Source organism: Paenibacillus lacisediminis, assembly GCF_046567315.2.
In genome coordinates, this window is sequence record NZ_JBKIAX020000008.1 from 1 (window position 1) to 16208 (window position 16208).

18 protein-coding genes and 1 riboswitch are annotated in these 16208 nt (G+C 54.9%); of the genes, 12 read left to right on the forward strand and 6 right to left on the reverse strand.

Annotated elements, in window-relative coordinates; genetic code table 11:
- Positions 1-190 precede the first annotated feature (190 nt).
- Positions 191-811: an HD-GYP domain-containing protein gene (locus ACLD72_RS16525; RefSeq protein WP_458476002.1), complete on the forward strand. Its 621-nt coding sequence runs from the start codon at positions 191-193 to the stop codon at positions 809-811.
- Here ACLD72_RS16525 and ACLD72_RS16530 read toward each other — a convergent pair.
- The 4 genes from ACLD72_RS16530 to ACLD72_RS16545 are packed head-to-tail and all read right to left on the reverse strand — an operon-like array spanning position 808 to position 3743.
- A complete protein-coding gene (locus ACLD72_RS16530; protein WP_411002521.1) occupies positions 808-1611 on the reverse strand; it encodes an ABC transporter ATP-binding protein in 804 nt (267 codons plus the stop codon). The genes ACLD72_RS16525 and ACLD72_RS16530 overlap by 4 nt on opposite strands.
- Before the next feature lie 5 nt (positions 1612-1616).
- On the reverse strand, positions 1617-2381 hold the full coding sequence (locus tag ACLD72_RS16535; protein ID WP_411002522.1) for an ABC transporter permease: 765 nt from the start codon (positions 2379-2381) through the stop codon (positions 1617-1619).
- Entirely contained in the window at positions 2378-2671 is a 294-nt protein-coding gene (locus tag ACLD72_RS16540; RefSeq protein ID WP_411002523.1) for an MTH1187 family thiamine-binding protein, read from the reverse strand. Before ACLD72_RS16540 ends, ACLD72_RS16535 begins: the two co-directional genes overlap by 4 nt.
- A 37-nt stretch (positions 2672-2708) precedes the next feature.
- On the reverse strand, positions 2709-3743 hold the full coding sequence (locus tag ACLD72_RS16545; protein WP_411002593.1) for an ABC transporter substrate-binding protein: 1035 nt from the start codon (positions 3741-3743) through the stop codon (positions 2709-2711).
- Positions 3744-3906: 163 nt separating this feature from the next.
- Positions 3907-4017: riboswitch (TPP riboswitch) on the reverse strand.
- Positions 4018-4347: 330 nt separating this feature from the next.
- On the opposite strand from ACLD72_RS16545, the gene ACLD72_RS16550 reads away from it, so the two are divergent.
- Together ACLD72_RS16550 and ACLD72_RS16555 are read left to right on the forward strand one after the other, a co-directional pair.
- Positions 4348-4560 (forward strand): cold-shock protein, encoded by a 213-nt coding sequence (locus tag ACLD72_RS16550; protein ID WP_251593163.1) that lies wholly within the window; start codon positions 4348-4350, stop codon positions 4558-4560.
- A 190-nt stretch (positions 4561-4750) separates the two neighbouring features.
- Entirely contained in the window at positions 4751-6190 is a 1440-nt protein-coding gene (locus ACLD72_RS16555) for a sensor domain-containing diguanylate cyclase (RefSeq protein ID WP_458476005.1), read from the forward strand.
- Here the strand turns inward: ACLD72_RS16555 and ACLD72_RS16560 are convergent.
- The gene (locus tag ACLD72_RS16560) at positions 6187-6690 is read right to left on the reverse strand and encodes a CcdC family protein (RefSeq protein WP_411002525.1); all 504 of its coding nucleotides are present in this window, start codon (positions 6688-6690) and stop codon (positions 6187-6189) included. The two genes, ACLD72_RS16555 and ACLD72_RS16560, sit on opposite strands and share 4 nt — an antisense overlap.
- A 132-nt stretch (positions 6691-6822) precedes the next feature.
- On the opposite strand from ACLD72_RS16560, the gene ACLD72_RS16565 reads away from it, so the two are divergent.
- From ACLD72_RS16565 to ACLD72_RS16590, 6 genes are all read left to right on the forward strand, one after another.
- Positions 6823-7332: an RrF2 family transcriptional regulator gene (locus ACLD72_RS16565; protein ID WP_411002526.1), complete on the forward strand. Its 510-nt coding sequence runs from the start codon at positions 6823-6825 to the stop codon at positions 7330-7332.
- The gene (locus ACLD72_RS16570) at positions 7329-8399 is read left to right on the forward strand and encodes a lactonase family protein (RefSeq protein WP_411002527.1); all 1071 of its coding nucleotides are present in this window, start codon (positions 7329-7331) and stop codon (positions 8397-8399) included. Before ACLD72_RS16565 ends, ACLD72_RS16570 begins: the two co-directional genes overlap by 4 nt.
- An 821-nt stretch (positions 8400-9220) precedes the next feature.
- A complete protein-coding gene (locus ACLD72_RS16575) occupies positions 9221-10297 on the forward strand; it encodes a sulfate ABC transporter substrate-binding protein (RefSeq protein ID WP_411002528.1) in 1077 nt (358 codons plus the stop codon).
- 94 nt (positions 10298-10391) lie between these two features.
- Entirely contained in the window at positions 10392-11222 is an 831-nt protein-coding gene (cysT, locus tag ACLD72_RS16580; RefSeq protein ID WP_411002529.1) for a sulfate ABC transporter permease subunit CysT, read from the forward strand.
- 42 nt (positions 11223-11264) lie between these two features.
- Positions 11265-12125: a sulfate ABC transporter permease subunit CysW gene (gene cysW / locus ACLD72_RS16585; protein WP_411002530.1), complete on the forward strand. Its 861-nt coding sequence runs from the start codon at positions 11265-11267 to the stop codon at positions 12123-12125.
- 49 nt (positions 12126-12174) lie between these two features.
- A complete protein-coding gene (locus ACLD72_RS16590) occupies positions 12175-12423 on the forward strand; it encodes a YezD family protein (RefSeq protein ID WP_411002531.1) in 249 nt (82 codons plus the stop codon).
- A gap of 570 nt (positions 12424-12993) precedes the next feature.
- On the opposite strand, the gene ACLD72_RS16595 is transcribed toward ACLD72_RS16590, so the two are convergent.
- Positions 12994-13896 carry a hypothetical protein gene (locus ACLD72_RS16595; RefSeq protein ID WP_411002532.1) on the reverse strand — a complete coding sequence of 301 codons (903 nt, stop codon included), beginning with the start codon at positions 13894-13896 and terminating at the stop codon, positions 12994-12996.
- A gap of 188 nt (positions 13897-14084) precedes the next feature.
- Here ACLD72_RS16595 and ACLD72_RS16600 point away from each other — a divergent pair, with 188 nt between their 5' ends.
- The 3 genes from ACLD72_RS16600 (at position 14085) to ACLD72_RS16610 (ending at position 15873) form a co-directional block, all read left to right on the forward strand.
- Positions 14085-14513, forward strand: a complete 429-nt coding sequence (locus ACLD72_RS16600; RefSeq protein WP_411002533.1) for a GNAT family N-acetyltransferase — start codon at positions 14085-14087, stop codon at positions 14511-14513.
- Positions 14514-14660: 147 nt separating this feature from the next.
- The gene (locus ACLD72_RS16605) at positions 14661-15494 is read left to right on the forward strand and encodes a sulfite exporter TauE/SafE family protein (protein WP_251593187.1); all 834 of its coding nucleotides are present in this window, start codon (positions 14661-14663) and stop codon (positions 15492-15494) included.
- A 1-nt stretch (position 15495) separates the two neighbouring features.
- Positions 15496-15873 carry a DUF1634 domain-containing protein gene (locus ACLD72_RS16610; RefSeq protein WP_411002534.1) on the forward strand — a complete coding sequence of 126 codons (378 nt, stop codon included), beginning with the start codon at positions 15496-15498 and terminating at the stop codon, positions 15871-15873.
- The last annotated feature ends 335 nt before the right edge of the window (positions 15874-16208 follow it).

Genomic DNA, 16208 nt, shown 5'->3' on the forward strand with positions numbered 1-16208 from the left:
TGTCGCATAATTGTTATTGTACGACATTTACCGTTTTTTGACCGTGGGCTCTGCAATTATCGGGGGATGCGCGGTGAAAGTTGACGGAAAATAGTGATTTTTTCTTATTGACCTGTAGCGTTGATGTTAAAAAAACCACCTGGGAATATGACGGGCAAGTGACGACACAGGGTTTAGGGGGCAAAACTTGTTGATTGGTCCGAGTGAATTCGTGGATGACTTGTATACGGATAATAACCCCGACGCGGTGAAGTGGTTTGAAATGCTTATGCGAAAACATCCAGAAACCTATCATCATTGCGTCCGGGTAGCCATGCTTGCGGAGAAGATTGCGGAGCCGCTGGGCATCGTTGGGGCGGAGAAGGACAGTTTAATACGAGGCTGCTTCATGCACGACATCGGGAAAACGATGATACCGCGCGAAATTATCGAGCATCGCGGGCCATTGACGCAGCAACAGTGGAATATTATCAAACTTCATCCGGTGGTCGGCGCCGAATTGGTGGAGGTGAATCCGGCCTTTGGACCGGATGTTGTCGCAATCGTTCGCTGGCATCACGAGCGCTGGGACGGAGGCGGGTATCCCGACGGTTTAAAGGGGGAGGAGATCCCCTATAACGCGCGGGTCTGTTCCGTTGTCGACGCGTTTGATTCCATGACATCGGACAGGCATTACCGCCTGAAAAGGCTGACGATGAGCGAGGCCAAACTGGAGCTGCTGCGGCACAGCGAAACGCAATTTGACCCCGACATCGTCCACGCATTGATGAAGCTTTCCGACGACATGTTGAACATTTTTTCGTTGCTTTAATTTTGGTGCTGCTGCTCGGCCGCCATGCGCTGGGCGATGTCGCGCTTCAGTTCGAGGAACAGCGGGTCTTCGGCCACATCCTCGCGGCGCGGGCGGGAAAATGGGACCTTAACGGTATGCAGCACCCTAGCCGGACGGCCCGAGAACAAATAAATCGTATCCGACAACATCAGCGCTTCGTCTATGCTGTGTGTGATCAGCAGGACGGAGCGTTTATTTTCCTCCCACATTTCCAGCAGCCAGCGCTGCATGTCGCTGCGCGTCAAGGCATCCAGCGCGCTGAAAGGCTCGTCCAGGCACATGACCTCCTGGGGAGCAAGCAGTCCCCGCAGGAAGGAAGCGCGCTGCTGCATACCGCCGGACAGCGTATGGGGATATGCTTTTTCAAAGCCGCCCAGTCCCGCTTTGCGCAGCCATTCCCGTATCTCTCCTCGCGCGCCCGCGCGCTTCATTCCGGCGATCTCCCGCGCGAGCACGACGTTATCCTCGATGCTTCGCCACGGGAAAAGCGCCGGCTGCTGCGGCACATAGCTAATGTGGCCGCGTTGTCCAGTCACCTTGCCGCCCTGTAGATAGACCTCTCCCTGATCGGGGGCGGTTAAACCGCCGATAATGTGGAACAAGGTGCTTTTGCCGCAGCCGGACGGGCCGATGATCGAGACGAACTCGCCGGCATGTACCTCCAGCGAAATATCGCGCAGCACGGGGACCTCCTTGCGCCGTTCACGAAATGTTTTGTGGATATGGCGCACCTCAAGCGCTAAGGGGGCCGCCGTTTTTTCTCGGGTATGAATATTCATGCGAGCTAATCCCCTTTCTGCTTGTAGCGGACCAGCCATTTTTCGAGCAGGGCGACGCAGACGAACATGGCCAGGCTGATCACAACGATAATGGCGATGGCGACGAAAATTTTATCTGTGCGAAACGATGACTTTTGCAGCAGCATATAGTAGCCGATCCCCTTGTCCGCGCCGATCCATTCGGCGATGACGGCTCCCATCACGCTGTAGGTCGCGGCGATTTTTACGCCGGAAAGGATGGCGGGAAGGGCATAGGGGACTTCCAGTTTGCGAAAAATCTGGCCTTTGGATGCCCCGATCATCCGCATATAGTTCAGCATCACCCGGTCCGTCCGGTTCAGTCCGTCCATGGCGGCAACGGCTACGGGGAAAAAACAGACCAGCGTAATGACGATGATTTTGGGCAGCATGCCGAAGCCAAACCAGATCATAAGCAGCGGGGCCAGCGCGATGCTGGGCACGTTTTGGCTCAAGATGATCAGCGGATAAAGCGATGCTTTCAGAAACGGTACATAATGCAGCACAAAAGCAACCAGCAGACCAACCAGCGTGCCGATGGCGAATCCGGCCAGCATCAGGCGCAGCGTGGCGAAGGTGTGCTCCTTTAGACCGGCTGATTCGGCAGCCGCTTCGCGGCCGATGTCAAGCGGGCTGGGCAAAATCCATTGATCAATATTGAACCAGACCGTGGCCCCTTGCCAAATGAGCAAAAACAGGATGACCGCCGTAAGCGGCGGCCATACGCTGTTCCACAGGCTGCGGAAATTCATGGACGGTATTTCTCGGTCAGCTTATCCATGCTGACGCCCTGCGGGTTGTAAGAAATTTTAATCTGCGAAATGATCCCCGTACTGCCGAACTCGATGACCGCTTCGTTCATCTTTTTGACGATGGCCAGCAGCTCGTCCAAATCGCCCTCCATCGTGGTCTCCAGCGGATTCACCTGATATTTGACCCCGGAGGCCTGAATGACCTCGATCGCGCGGTCGACATACGGAATAACGTCTTCGCCGTGGGGCGTTTTCGGAATGATCTGAATACTGAGCAGTGCATTTGGCATAAATTTAACATCCTTTCTCGGTTTTATTTCTCTTTATTTACTCGGCGGCAGGCAAAAATTCGTTTGTAAACGCGGCGTCGACTTCAAGCGGCTTCTCCAGCAGCCCGCGCTCGTGCATCCAGTCGGAGTAGTTCTGCCATACTTCCTTCTTCTGTTCGCCCCAGCGGGCCGCGTCATCCTGGTATTTCGGGCTAAGCCATTTCTGGCTGGCGACGACCAGGTCATGGTCGAGTTCAGGCACGGCCTTCAGCAAAATTTGCGCCGCTTCCTCGGGATGATCGATGGCGTAATTGTATCCTTTGGACACGGCGCGCATAAACGATTTGACCAGCTCGGGATCGTTTGCGATCGTCTTCTCGTTCGTCACGATCACGGGTGTGTAATAGTCGAGCTTATCCGAGTAGTCTTTGACGTACAGCATATCAAGCGGTTCACCCCGAAGCTCCGCTTCAATGCCGGTCCAGGCGTAAAAGATCCAGGCGAAGTCGATGTCGCGCTTCACGGCGGTGAAGTAGTCGGCATCCCCGATGTTGAGGAATTTGACTTTGCTGACGTCGGCGCCTTCCTGGTCCATGATGGATTTCATGACGGCTTCTTCTACCGGAGAGCCCCATCCGCCGTACGTTTTGCCTTCAAAATCTTTCGGCGATTTGATGTTTTTGCCGGCCGGAGCGGCGAAACCGGAGGTGTTGTGCTGAATGACGGCCGCGATCGATACGAGCGGAACGCCTTGCATCCGGCTTTGCGTGACGTTCTCCTGCACGCTGACGCCAAACGGCACCTCACCGGAAGCGACCATAGCTTCTGCGCCGCCGGCGCCCGGGAGCACGATATCCACGTTCAGGCCTTCCTCCTTAAAATACCCCAGTTCTTTGGCGACGTATAAGCCGGTGTGGTTCGTATTGGGGCTCCAATCGAGCACGAGCTTAACGCCGCGCGGCGCCTTGGCCCCTCCATTGTCCGCGGCGGCACCCGCGGCTGGATTGCCTTCGCTGCCGCCGCCAGCTTGGCCGCCGCAGCCGGCCAGAACCAGCAGGAGGCAGGATAGGACCGCCACGAGGGAAGCCCGCATGTTTTTCTTCACAGCAAATTCTCTCCCTTTTTATCGTTAAATTTCCGCAGTTTGTTCATTTATAACCTGGATACGTCCGAAAGCTTCCGGACGTCAGGTCCGGACAACAAAAAAACGTCCCGGTCGGGACGCTGATAGGCTGGCGGAATGAAATTCATTAACATGTTTCATCCATAACGCTCCCTACGCTGGCATTATCCAGATCAGGTTAAGGGTCAGTATCTTGATGGGATACAATCTCAGCCGGCCGATTCCAGCACCCCTGAACTATTCAACTGCGGATTTCACTAGTCATTATAATTTCCCGCGGCCCGTCTGTCCAGCTTGGCAAAGGGAATTGGCTTGAAATATCAGGAGATTTGCGTTTTATTTGGTAAACCGTTATAATTAAATCAGCTTATGATTTGAGAACGCAATATTCACACATTGGAAAGAGTGTCACTATATAAATGGAACTTTTTTCAATGTGTGAATTTTTTTAAGATAGGCATCACGCTCTTGGTGCGCCCATTTTGCGCCAGGAGCCGTTTTTATTCAGCTCATATAAGCGGCCTTGGCCGCATGCCGAATTGGTTGACCAACATCCATTTTGAGGAGGAAAAAGATGAGCTACCGTAAAAAACCGCTGGAGGAAATTCCCGAGGAGAACACGCCGGTCTGGTCTTGCATCAGTGAGGATTGCAATGGCTGGATGCGGGATAATTTTACGTTTGACTATACGCCGGTGTGTCCGTTATGCTCTTCTGAAATGGAGAAGGGGATGAAGATGCTGCCTCAACTGAAGAACCCCACATTCGATCCGAGAACGTCTTCTTAAGCGTAATCCGATAAATACCTTGCTTGCCCCAAACAGCCGCATTCGCCCCAAAGCGAATGCGGCTGTTTGCCGTTTTGCGGCAACCGGGAGAAAAAGATTGCATCTCTATTTAAAATCTAATATGTTGGAGGTACTACACGAAAAACAACCAGAAGGGGGGAATTGCCCGCCTATGCATGGAAATTACAAGGTGGCATCACAGGTTTTCGACATTCCCTCCGGAAGCAAGCAAAGAAAATTCGCGGTTTTTCTGGCCATTTTGATCGTGGCCGTATCGATAGCGGCGATTTCGCTCGGCATAAGAAATTCGCCCGGGTTGGAGCTTTTTTTTGCCGCTGCCATCGCTTGGCTTATATTCGGGGATCTGCTGACCGCTTTTATCGCCTACAGCCAATACCGGGCGTCCGGGATTCCGTCGCTGCTGGTATTATCCTGCACCTACCTGTTTACCGGAATCATTACCACCGCGCATATTATTACGTTTCCGGGGCTGTTTTCCGATGCCTGGTATTTCGGCGAACGCAGTCAGGCTGCGGGATGGTTGTGGGTGTTTTGGCACAGCGGATTTTCTTTGGGGATTTTGCTGTACGTTTTCACGCAATCGATATGGCCGAAGCCAATCGAGAAAAAAGAGCATATTTTCAATTGGGGCGTGGCGGGCATTTCGTTTACTTTGCTGCTTGCGCTTGGCTTTATTGAATTGTCGGTCCTTGGAGAGGGGACGCTGCCCGAAATTATAGGCCATGGCGATTACCGGCAGTTAAATTCGTCCGGGCTTGGCCCTGCCGTATGGCTGCTGAACCTGGCGGCACTGCTAGTGATGGCCTGGAAAAACAAAGGCCACACGGTGCTGCACTTGTGGCTGACGGTGGCGATCGTTGCGCTTATGATGGACGTGACGCTGACCTTGCTGGCCGGCACCCGGTTTTCGCTCGGCTGGTACATGGCCAAAATCAACTCGGTCATTGCGGCAATGGTCGTAATCTGCTCGGTGGTGAACGAGGTGAACCGGCTGTTTATCCGGCTTTCGGAACAGCACCGGCAATTGATTGAGTCCGGCTTCGAGCTGGAGAAAGCCAACGAGAAATTAACCCGGCTGACCCAGTTGGACGGATTGACCGAAATTCCGAACCGCCGCCGTTTTGATGAGATTTTGTCTCGGAAAATGGTCTCGCCGGGGGATAGATCGGCGCCCTTGTCGTTGCTTATCATCGATGTGGATTGCTTTAAAGCCTACAATGATCACTATGGGCATCAGGGTGGAGACGAGGTGCTGCGTTCCATCGCCCAAACGATCCACAAACGGGTGCAAGCGCTGGGCGGGTTTGCGGCGCGTTACGGCGGGGAGGAGTTTGTCGTGATCTTGACGGATTGCGGTGCCCGCGAAACCCGGAATATAGCGGAGAAGCTTCGCAGGGCGGTGTCCGGGTTGGCCATCCCCCATGAAGTTTCCGCGATTTCCGGGTGCGTCACGATCAGCATCGGGGGCTGCTGCATATCGCCGCTTGATCCGGTGAGCGGGCAGGAATTGATCGGCTGCGCCGACCGCTGCTTGTACAAAGCGAAGGAGGCGGGCCGCAACCGGTCTGTGGTTGAAGACTGGACGGACTCGCAGCCCGCGGAGCTTTAATTGGAATTGGAAGGGCTGTCAGGGCCTGCCGTCATGGCGCGGTATTGCTTCAGCATAAACAGCCGCCAGCGGATAATCATCCCGTAGGCCAGCAGAAAGAAAACGGCGCCGGTCTGAAGCACGGAGATATATTGCTCCACCGCTTCGTGAAGCAGCATGCGCACAGCGAGCAGGCCGATCAGAATAAAAATAAAGCTGCGCGAGCGCTGGGCATAGACCTGGCCGTCCACCTTCTCGAATTTCGTGGTCCGGATGAGCGGATAGGAGAACAGCAGCCAGCCGAGCGCAAAGGCGATGATCCCCCAAGTGACGGGAATATGCGTCTCGGGAACGACGAACATCATAAACCCGGTCGTCATGCCGAGCGGGGGAATGATGATTTTCTGGATCGTCACGGGCCGGCGGCTCGCCTTAAGGCGGATAAACAGCACGGCTACCGCCATGAACAAGGCGCCGAAAGTAAAGGCGATTTGCAGGTAAGAAGGGTTTATCGCATTCATGGGAGATCCCTTTCTATATAAAGAAGTGATTGGTGGACAAAACTAAATATTTGTTAATAGTATTTCGCGAGAACATTATAACATAATCGGCCACTCATGTTTCAAACCTGCCAACGCAGAGGGGGAAGAAAAATGAATAGCGAATTCACGGTTGCGGTCCATTGCCTGTTGTTTCTGGACAACAAAGAGGAGCAAATGGCCAACAGCGAGCAGATCGCCTGCAGCGTCGCAACCCATCCGGCCCGTGTGCGTAAAGTGCTTAGTGCGCTGCGGAAGCACGGTTTGGTGACAACGAAGGAGGGCGTCGGCGGAGGATACCAGCTCAATACGGAACTTGCACGGGTGACTTTGGGCGACTTGTACCGAATGTTTGCACGCGGTTCGCTGCATCCGGGCTGGTGCTCCGGCAGCGAGGAGTCCTCCTGTCAAGTAGCTTCCAATATGCACAACGTCATGGATCGGATCTTTACCGGCGGGGAGCAGCGGCTGGAGTCGTATTTCGATGATCTTTCCCTGGCGGAGGTCAAACGGATGCTGGATGAAGCCGACAGCCAGGCCGGAAGAGAGCATTGTACGGGTAAGTATAAGGATATGAAGGATCTGTTGGAAGCGCGGAAAGCCAAGGGAGGAGTGCTGAGGTGAGTATTTTCGATCGAACGGATTCCCGGTTGTTTTACGCAGGATCTTATGCGGAGCTGGGCGACCCGGGGATATATTTATGCGAACTGGACCTGCGGAGCGGCGCCATGCGTATTCTCAGGCAAACTGACGGGATTGTGAACCCTTCTTTCTTAGTCGCGGATACGGATGCACGGCGGCTTTATGCGGTCAGCGAGCAGAGCGAAGGGAAAGTGGTCAGTTTCGCGATCGATCCGGGGGACGGCGGATTAACGAAGCTGAACGAGCTTCCGACGCTGGGGGCGGATCCCTGCCATCTTGCGCTGGCTAAAGCCGGTGAGGGCTGGCTGCTCGCCTCCAACTATTCCAGCGGCAATGTGATCAGCTTTGCGCTGGGCGAAGACGGAGCGCTGGCGGGGATGCGATCGAACGTTCAGCACGAAGGCGGCGGCGTTCATCCGGAACGCCAGGATGGCCCCCATGCGCACAGCGCCGTTCCCAGCCGGGACGGGAAGTATATTTGCGCCTCCGATCTGGGGATCGACCGGATCGTGATTTACCGGCTGGAGGACGGAGAGCTTGTGAAGCACGGGGAGGCACGGCTGCCGGACGGCTCCGGCCCGCGCCATTTTGTCATTCATCCTTCCGGGCGGTACGCCTACGGGATGAACGAATTAAACAATACGCTGACTGTATACGCTTACGATCTGGATAAAGGACGCCTGGATCCATTGGAGCATGTCAGCACCTTGCCCGGGGATTTCCGGGGCGAGAACTATCCGGCCGACATTCACCTGTCGCCGGACGGCCGCTTCCTGTATGGCTCCAACCGTGGACACAACAGCCTCGTCCGCTTCCGCGTCGATCCGGCCAGCGGCAAGCTTGGCGACCCGGAGTGGATCGGGACCGGCGGGAACTGGCCGCGGAACTTCGCCGTGCTGGACGGCTACGTACTCGTGGCGAACCAATACAGCGGCAATATCGTGGCATTCCGGCGGGATGCCGAAACGGGCACGCTGTCGCCTGCCGGCCAGGAGCTGGCCATCGCCAAGGTCTCTTGCATCGAGCCGCTGAAGCTGGGGCCGCTGTAGAGGCAGGGCCCGACCGGGAAGAATGCGGGGCGCGTATTTCGTTTGCGCGCCTTTTCGCGTCCCTCTTCACGCCCTCTCCTTACGCGCCCCCGTTTGACATAGCGGTAATTTATGGCGTTATTTTTCCCGATTTGAGCTGTATTGTTGAATAGCGGAAAAAAATGTCGCTATGTGCTCGGAAACGGGCTGAAATCAAGCAAATATACGTGTCGGACGAAGAATAGCGGTAAAAAATTCCTCTATTTTCCCGCTGACCGTGAAAAGCGAGATATAGCGACATTTTATACCGCTATTGTGGTTGCCACTATGTTTTGATCCGGCCGCTCTCTCCAACCCGGCTGTCCCCTAAGCGAACCTGACCAAATCCGACCACATCAAATCCGACCACACCTGCTAACCACATATACTATTTCTAGCCACGCTTTTCCTGGTACGCATACATGCGCAACGCTGAAGATCCTCCCATGCCAAACTCCACATTTCACCGAATATCCAGCCCCCATTTTGCGGCTCGTTCATTCGTCTTACGCAATATAAGGGGACCTTATAAATAATTTGGTTTTTTTGAATAAAATGTTTGACAATTTTAGGCCCCCGATAATAAAATAACACCATAGCATACTAAACAGGTAGGAATAATTTAAAATGTTCTAACCGTACGGGCGGAGGAACGCTCTATTGCCTTGGCAGACACGGGTAGCGGCTCGGTTTGACCGTAGGGATGGGAGCGTTTCTCCGCTTCCTCCTTTTAGGGGGACCTGCGGTATGAAGCCTGCCGGCAGTGTAAGGAAAAATATCAAGAGAGCAAGGGGAGTGATACGATGATCAAACTGTGGAAGCAAGGGGTTCTAATGAGTTTGGTGCTGGCGATGCTGACGGTGGTGACGGCCTGCTCGGCGGATAACAAGCGGGGCGAGGAGGCCAGCGCGCAAGCCGGTTCTTCAGGCAGCGGGGAGAAGCTTAAGGAAGTGGAGCTGCTGAACGTATCCTACGACCCGACCCGGGAGCTATATGAAAAATACAACGCAGCATTTGCCGCTTATTGGGAGAAAGAGAAGGGTCAAAAAGTCACGATCAAGCAGTCGCACGGCGGCTCGGGCAAACAGAGCCGGGCGGTGATCGACGGTCTGGGGGCGGACGTGGTAACGCTGGCGTTAGGTTACGATATTGACGCCATTCAGCAAAGCGGCCAGATCAATGAGGGCTGGCAGCAGAAATATGAACATAACAGTTCTCCTTATACCTCGACGATTGTGTTTTTGGTACGCAAAGGCAATCCGAAAGGGATTAAGGACTGGGACGATCTGATCAAAGACGGGGTGGAAGTCATTACGCCGAACCCGCAAACCTCGGGGGGCGCCCGTTGGAACTACCTGGCGGCATGGGGATACGCCCTGCACCATAATAATAACGATGAAGCCAAAGCGCAGGAATTCGTCAAGAAACTGTTCCAGCACGTCCCTGTTCTGGACAGCGGCGCCCGCGGAGCGACGACGACCTTCGTTGAACGCGGACTGGGCGATGTGCTGCTCGCCTGGGAAAATGAAGCCTGGCTTTCCGTAAAAGAACTCGGACCGGACAAATTCGATATCGTTTATCCATCGGAAAGCATCTTGGCCGAACCTCCCGTAGCGGTGGTGGACAAAAACGCCGACAAACACGGAACCCGGGAAGTCGCCGAAGCATACCTGAAATATTTGTACACGGAGGAAGGACAGACGATCGCGGCGGAAAATTATTACCGTCCGACGCTGGACAGCGTAAAAGCCAAGTTTGCCGACCAGTTCCCCGATATCAAGCTGTTTACGATTGACGAGGAGTTTGGCGGATGGGCGGAAGCGCAGCAGAAACATTTTAGCGATGGAGGCATTTTCAGCCAGATTTACGTACCTCAATAACCGGCCGTTCCAAGCGGAGGATCAGGTTCCGGGAGAGACGCCGCACGTTGCGTTAGCCTCTCTTTGGCCTGAATAGGAGAAAGGATGAAGTAACATGCACAGTAGCGCCACGAAGCGCGGAGTACTGCCCGGATTCGGGTTGACCATGGGATACAGTGTGCTTTATTTGAGCTTGATCGTGCTGATCCCGCTCTCCGCCTTGCTGCTGAATTCTACGGGACTTACCTGGGAAAAGTTTTGGGATGTCGCTACGGATCCGCGGGTATTGGCCTCTTATCGGGTCAGCTTTCTGACCGCAGCGGCCGCCGGCCTGATCGATGCCGTGCTGGGGCTGCTGCTGGCTTGGGTGCTTGTCAGATATGATTTTCCCGGAAAAAGACTGTTTGACTCCATGATCGATCTGCCATTTGCGCTGCCCACCGCGGTGGCCGGAGTATCGCTGACGGCGATCTACTCGTCGAACGGCTGGATCGGCTCCTTGCTTGAGCCGCTGGGCATCCGCATCGCGTTTACGCCGATAGGGATTACGCTGGCGCTGATGTTTATCGGCATCCCGTTTGTCGTCCGGACGGTGCAGCCGGTGCTTCAGGACCTCGACGCGGAGGTGGAGGAGGCCGCGGCCACCCTAGGCGCCAGCCGGTTCCGCACGTTTCGGTCGGTTGTGCTGCCGGAACTGTTGCCGCCGCTGCTCACCGGGTTTGCGCTGGCTTTTTCCCGCGGTATCGGGGAGTATGGCTCCGTCGTTTTCATTTCCGGCAACATGCCGATGAAGACGGAAATCGCCCCGCTGCTCATCATGTCGAAGCTGGAGCAGTTCGACTACGCCGGCGCAACGGCGGTGGCGCTGATCCTTCTGCTCATCTCGTTCGTGCTGCTGCTGCTGATTAACTCGCTGCAGCGCCGGATGCGCAAAACCGCGAGATAAAAGGACCAAACAGGATGATTTAAGCATGGAGGAGGAAATCATATGGCGGGTTCTGTACCATTAGCTGCCCATAAGCCTACTGCGCCCGGCCGCCAGTCCCGAAAAGGATCGGGCGCCGTAAAATGGGTGCTGATCACCCTTGCGGCGCTGGTGCTGATCTGGTTGATCGTGCTGCCGCTGGCCGTTGTAATCACGGAAGCCCTCAAAAAGGGCTGGGGTGTTTACGTGGAAGCCATCCGCGATCCCGACGCCTTGTCGGCGCTGCGGTTGACGCTGCTCGTTGCCTTGATCACCGTTCCGCTGAACACGATTTTTGGCGTGGCGGCCGCATGGGCGATTACCAAGTTCAATTTTCGCGGCAAGCAGGTGCTTGTGACGCTGATCGACTTGCCTTTTGCCGTTTCCCCCGTCATCGGCGGCCTCATTTACGTGCTCGTCTACGGGGTTCACGGCTGGTTTGGGCCATGGCTGCAGGAGCATGATATTACGATTATTTTTGCACTGCCGGGCATCATTTTGGCGACCTTGTTCGTGACTTTCCCATTTGTTGCCAGGGAATTGATTCCGCTCATGGAGGATCAGGGGCAGCAGGAGGAAGAAGCTGCGGTTACGCTGGGGGCGCGAGGTTTTCGGATTTTCTGGAAAGTGACGCTGCCGAACATCAAATGGGGGCTGCTGTACGGCATTATTTTGTGCAATGCGAGAGCGATGGGGGAATTTGGCGCCGTGTCCGTCGTATCCGGCCATATCCGGGGAGAAACCAACACGCTGCCGCTGCACGTGGAAATTTTGTATAACGAATACCAGTTTTCCGCATCGTTTGCGGTGGCCTCCCTGCTGCTGCTGCTGGCGCTCGTCACGCTGCTGCTCAAAGGCTGGTTTACGCGCAAAAGCAGCCACTAAAACAAGGCGTGAGTCTCAAGATTCGCTAAAGAACAGGAGGGCGATACAAATGGCAAGACCACTAAAGGTAGACGATGTCTGGTTGGAACGAATTGCCGGTCTGTTGGGTGGAATGGAATTCGGCTCTCTGAACATCGTCGTTCATGAGGGGCAGATCGTTCAAGTCGAACGCACGGAACGAAAGCGGTATGAACTAAGCTCGGGCAGCTCGGGCAGCTCGGCCGGCTCGGCCAGAACTGCCAAGTCGTCCCGCCAGGCAGTCAAGTCTTTACGCGAATCGGGTTCCGTGCCGAACTGAATATTATTAAACAACCCCGCTCCAGGCAGCGAAGGCTCTGCGCCGTGCTGTTTTTGGAGCGGGGTTTTGTTGTTTTTTTAGATGCCAGAAAGTATAAACTTCATGGGAGCGGGTGCCTGATATCGCAAGAAAAGTTACCTCTAAGCTTCTTATACACGTCCTATACGTATCTTTTGCTCGTCGCCTGTTTATGCTGCAGCCAACTGCAAAAGTGCAGTTCATATGGCGTGATTTCCCTCTCGGAGGCGAATGAAATGCAAAAGTGCATCTATTTGGAGTTGATATGGAAAAATATGGTCATAAAGGCGGTGGTGAAATGCACTTTTGCAGTTCGAGTGACCATTTCGGGGCGTTTTGACAAAAATCGCCTGCACTTTTGCATTTCGCGGCGTTTCGGGGCATTTCGCGGAATTTTCGCTTGCGGCCCGGCTCCAACGGCGTCCTCCGACGGTTCCCGATGCGACAAGCGCCGGGAATGTGAGCGTTGCGCCAAGAACTACGCGACGTTAGTGCGCATTTCTCCCGGGAACAACACGCTTAGCGCTCGGGAGCCCGGACGTCAAGCGACTATCAGTCCCGCGGTTCGTCGTTCTTTTTGGCGTCCGGGTGGCCGCCGTCGCTGCCGTCGCCTGAAGCTGCCGATGGATGGCCGACATATGGGCGCGATTTCCGCGGTTTGCGGCCGTTCAGGCGGTAACCCCAGCCGAAAAGCAGCAGCTGCAGGCCCAGAATATAAGGAGCAAACATGTACCCGGCGAGATGGAACAAGGCCAATACGGCGATCAGCGCGGCAAGAATCCGGGCGAGCGTCGAGCTTGCGTTTTTGCGGCGGAGGCTCATCGCTGCCGGATAAAATACCCCCAGCGCTAACCAGGTTGAAACGAGTTGGATCCATGACGCCCAATAGCGCCAGCGGTCAGGCCCTTCGCCCGTTGCCGCGGTGAACTCGTCCACCAGCCGCAGCAGCCATAAGAACGTGAAAAACAACCCGGCCGCAAAAAGAAACGGCAGCGAGGGGCGAAAATAACGCCACAGCCATTGCCCCCATCCCGGCTGCTCCATCTGGCGCAGCAGCTTGTCCCGTTCGGCGATCAACTGCTCGCTTTCCCTTTCCAGCGTCTTCAGCAGCAGTTCAAGCCGGGCGGCGTCGCCGTCGGCAGCGTAGGCCGAAACTTGTGCCAGCGCGTTTTCCGTAGCGTAAGGAGCGGCGCGCAATGCCAGCAATTTGTTCAACAACAAGCGTTTTCCCGCCCCCGAGAGAACGGGTTTGTCCAAAGCACGCATCAACGCCGCGATCGCGGCCGAGTACAATTCCAGGCTGTTTTTCAAATGCTCCAGCCGTTTATGTTCTTCAAACGCCGCTCTGCGGCGGGCGGTCCCGTACAACCAGAGAAAAATCACGAGCGCCAGGAAGGCGGTTACAGCGGCCCCCTGGTGCAGCCGAAACCAAGTCAACCATTCCGAAAAGGACACCGTGATCCCCCTTTCCATTTTCCTCTTTCCACTATTGCACAGGAGCATGGCGAATTTCAAGGCGCTTCGTCAAAAAAACGGCAATTCCCGGAAATTGAGGGTGAAGTCTGAAAAGCAAAATGTTATACTTGGTAGCTGACGATAGGAGCAGGCGGTGTTTTTTTGCGGTTATCGGAAGGAGTGTACATATGAAAGTGAACCGGGAGATCCGGGTCATCAGGGACGTACCGAGCGTACAAGATTACGTCAGGCTCAGGGAGCAAGCGGGATTAAGCCCTCGCAGCGCGGAAGGAGCGGAGGTCGGATTAAGAAATTCGCTGTTCGCCTTATCGCTGTACGATCCGGAAGGATTGGCCGGGATGGGACGGGTGATCGGTGATGGGGGCTGTTTTATGCAGATCGTTGATATCGCCGTTCGCCCGGATGCCCAAGGACAAGGTCTGGGAAACAGGATCATGCGGGAAATCGTCGGTTTCTTGGAGACAAGCGCGCCGCCGCTGACCTATGTGAGCCTGATCGCCGATCCGCCGGCGGACCGCTTATACCGGAAGTTTGGTTTTGAATATACGGCGCCTCAGTCGCACGGCATGTTTATGCGGATCGGCAACCGGGCGTAAAATATTAAGAAAGGCCTGCTCAGCACAGAATTTGCTTATCGGCCATTCTCGCGCGCATCATACGCCGGTTTAGCACCAACGTTGCGCATCGTGGTCAGCATTTCTGCAAGTCGTCAAGGAAAAATGATCAGCAAAGGAGATGCAGTTTTGACAACGATCGTTATCGAAATTTTTCTAATCGCCATATTGGCGGGGATCGTGGGCTCGATTCTGGGCCTTGGCGGGGGCATTATCGTTACGCCGGCGCTCACCCTGCTGTTTGGCGTCGACATCAACCATGCGATCGGGGCGAGCATTATATCCGTCATCGCCACGTCCAGCGGTTCGGCGGTGGCTTACCTGCGCGACCGGATCACCAACTTGCGGGTCGGCATGTTTCTGGAAATCGCCACGACCGTCGGGGCAATCACGGGGGCTTTTATCGGAGCGTTGATCGCACCGCGGATTTTATTTTTCATTTTTGCCCTGCTGTTGCTGTATTCGGCTTATTCCATGATCAAAAAAGGCAAGCAGGAAGTGCCGGAGGGCGTCCGGCTCCATCCCGTCGCGAGGAAGCTGGGGCTGCAGGGAGAGTATTACGACAAAGCGATCGGCAAAAGCGTAGCTTATAACATCGACCGGGTCTATGAAGGCTTCGGAGTCATGTACGGGGCGGGCGTCGTTTCCGGATTGCTTGGGATCGGCAGCGGCAGCTTTAAGGTGATGGCGATGGACGTGTTTATGAAAATGCCGCTGAAGGTGTCCACGGCCACCAGTAATTTTATGATGGGGGTCACGGCGGCGGCCAGCGCGGGCATTTATTTGCTGCGCGGAGACATCATTCCGACCATTTCCGCCCCGGTGGCGCTGGGCGTTCTCGTCGGGGCCACCGTAGGGTCGCGGATCATGCAGCGGCTGAAAAGCAAAACGATCCGCAAGCTGTTTATTCCGGTTATGATTTATATCGCCTGCCAAATGATTTACCAAGGATGGAGGGGTTAATATGAACGAAGGCCATCCTGCGGAAAAAAACCGCGCCATCGAAGCGGAAATTGTCGTCAGCAAAATGCTGCGGATCGGCGTCATCCTGGCCGCCGCCGTGATCATCGCCGGCTTGCTGCTATTTTTGGTGACGGGAAACACTGGCTATCCGGGAGACACGTTCCCGACCAGTTTTGGGGACATCGCTAGCGGGCTGGTCGCCTTGAAATCGGCCGCTATCATTCAGACAGGGCTGCTGCTGCTGATCCTGACCCCGGTGCTCCGCGTGTTTGTTTCGCTGTTTGTGTTTTTGGCGGAAAAAGATTACCTCTTCGTGCTGATCACGGCGATCGTTTTCGTCATTTTGATCATCAGTTTTTTACTCGGCAAAGCAGGCTAAAGGAAATGGGCAAGAGCGGCCAGTTGAACGGCACCGCGAACATATAAACTGGCTAAGCTCCTGGCAGAAGCGCCGGGAGCTTTTTTTAAAGATTATAGGATCTATAAAATTTCGGTCATGGTAGAGGGCGAGGCGCAGGTAGAGAGGGGGGAGAAGCGGAATCTGGGGCTAAGGTACACCAGAGCCGTTATTTGAGGAAAATTGGAGGTTTGCAAAATGTAAACGGACACAAACGACCTTATTTACCTCAAACCGGCCTGGAAGAACTAGTTTAGAGCAGAATAGGGTCATGTGAGTCCGTTAGGCTGGGAAATACCCGGGAAATGGGCGGATAA

What these genes read in the sequence shown, in the direction of transcription:
- ACLD72_RS16530 (WP_411002521.1), bottom strand. Translation starts at nt 1,611, where the DNA reads ATGAATATTCATACCCGAGAAAAAACGGCGGCCCCCTTAGCGCTTGAG.
- ACLD72_RS16535 (WP_411002522.1), bottom strand. Translation starts at nt 2,381, where the DNA reads ATGAATTTCCGCAGCCTGTGGAACAGCGTATGGCCGCCGCTTACGGCG.
- ACLD72_RS16540 (WP_411002523.1), bottom strand. Translation starts at nt 2,671, where the DNA reads ATGCCAAATGCACTGCTCAGTATTCAGATCATTCCGAAAACGCCCCAC.
- ACLD72_RS16545 (WP_411002593.1), bottom strand. Translation starts at nt 3,743, where the DNA reads ATGCGGGCTTCCCTCGTGGCGGTCCTATCCTGCCTCCTGCTGGTTCTG.
- ACLD72_RS16550 (WP_251593163.1), top strand. Translation starts at nt 4,348, where the DNA reads ATGAGCTACCGTAAAAAACCGCTGGAGGAAATTCCCGAGGAGAACACG.
- ACLD72_RS16560 (WP_411002525.1), bottom strand. Translation starts at nt 6,690, where the DNA reads ATGAATGCGATAAACCCTTCTTACCTGCAAATCGCCTTTACTTTCGGC.
- ACLD72_RS16565 (WP_411002526.1), top strand. Translation starts at nt 6,823, where the DNA reads ATGAATAGCGAATTCACGGTTGCGGTCCATTGCCTGTTGTTTCTGGAC.
- ACLD72_RS16575 (WP_411002528.1), top strand. Translation starts at nt 9,221, where the DNA reads ATGATCAAACTGTGGAAGCAAGGGGTTCTAATGAGTTTGGTGCTGGCG.
- cysT (WP_411002529.1), top strand. Translation starts at nt 10,392, where the DNA reads ATGCACAGTAGCGCCACGAAGCGCGGAGTACTGCCCGGATTCGGGTTG.
- cysW (WP_411002530.1), top strand. Translation starts at nt 11,265, where the DNA reads ATGGCGGGTTCTGTACCATTAGCTGCCCATAAGCCTACTGCGCCCGGC.
- ACLD72_RS16590 (WP_411002531.1), top strand. Translation starts at nt 12,175, where the DNA reads ATGGCAAGACCACTAAAGGTAGACGATGTCTGGTTGGAACGAATTGCC.
- ACLD72_RS16600 (WP_411002533.1), top strand. Translation starts at nt 14,085, where the DNA reads ATGAAAGTGAACCGGGAGATCCGGGTCATCAGGGACGTACCGAGCGTA.
- ACLD72_RS16610 (WP_411002534.1), top strand. Translation starts at nt 15,496, where the DNA reads ATGAACGAAGGCCATCCTGCGGAAAAAAACCGCGCCATCGAAGCGGAA.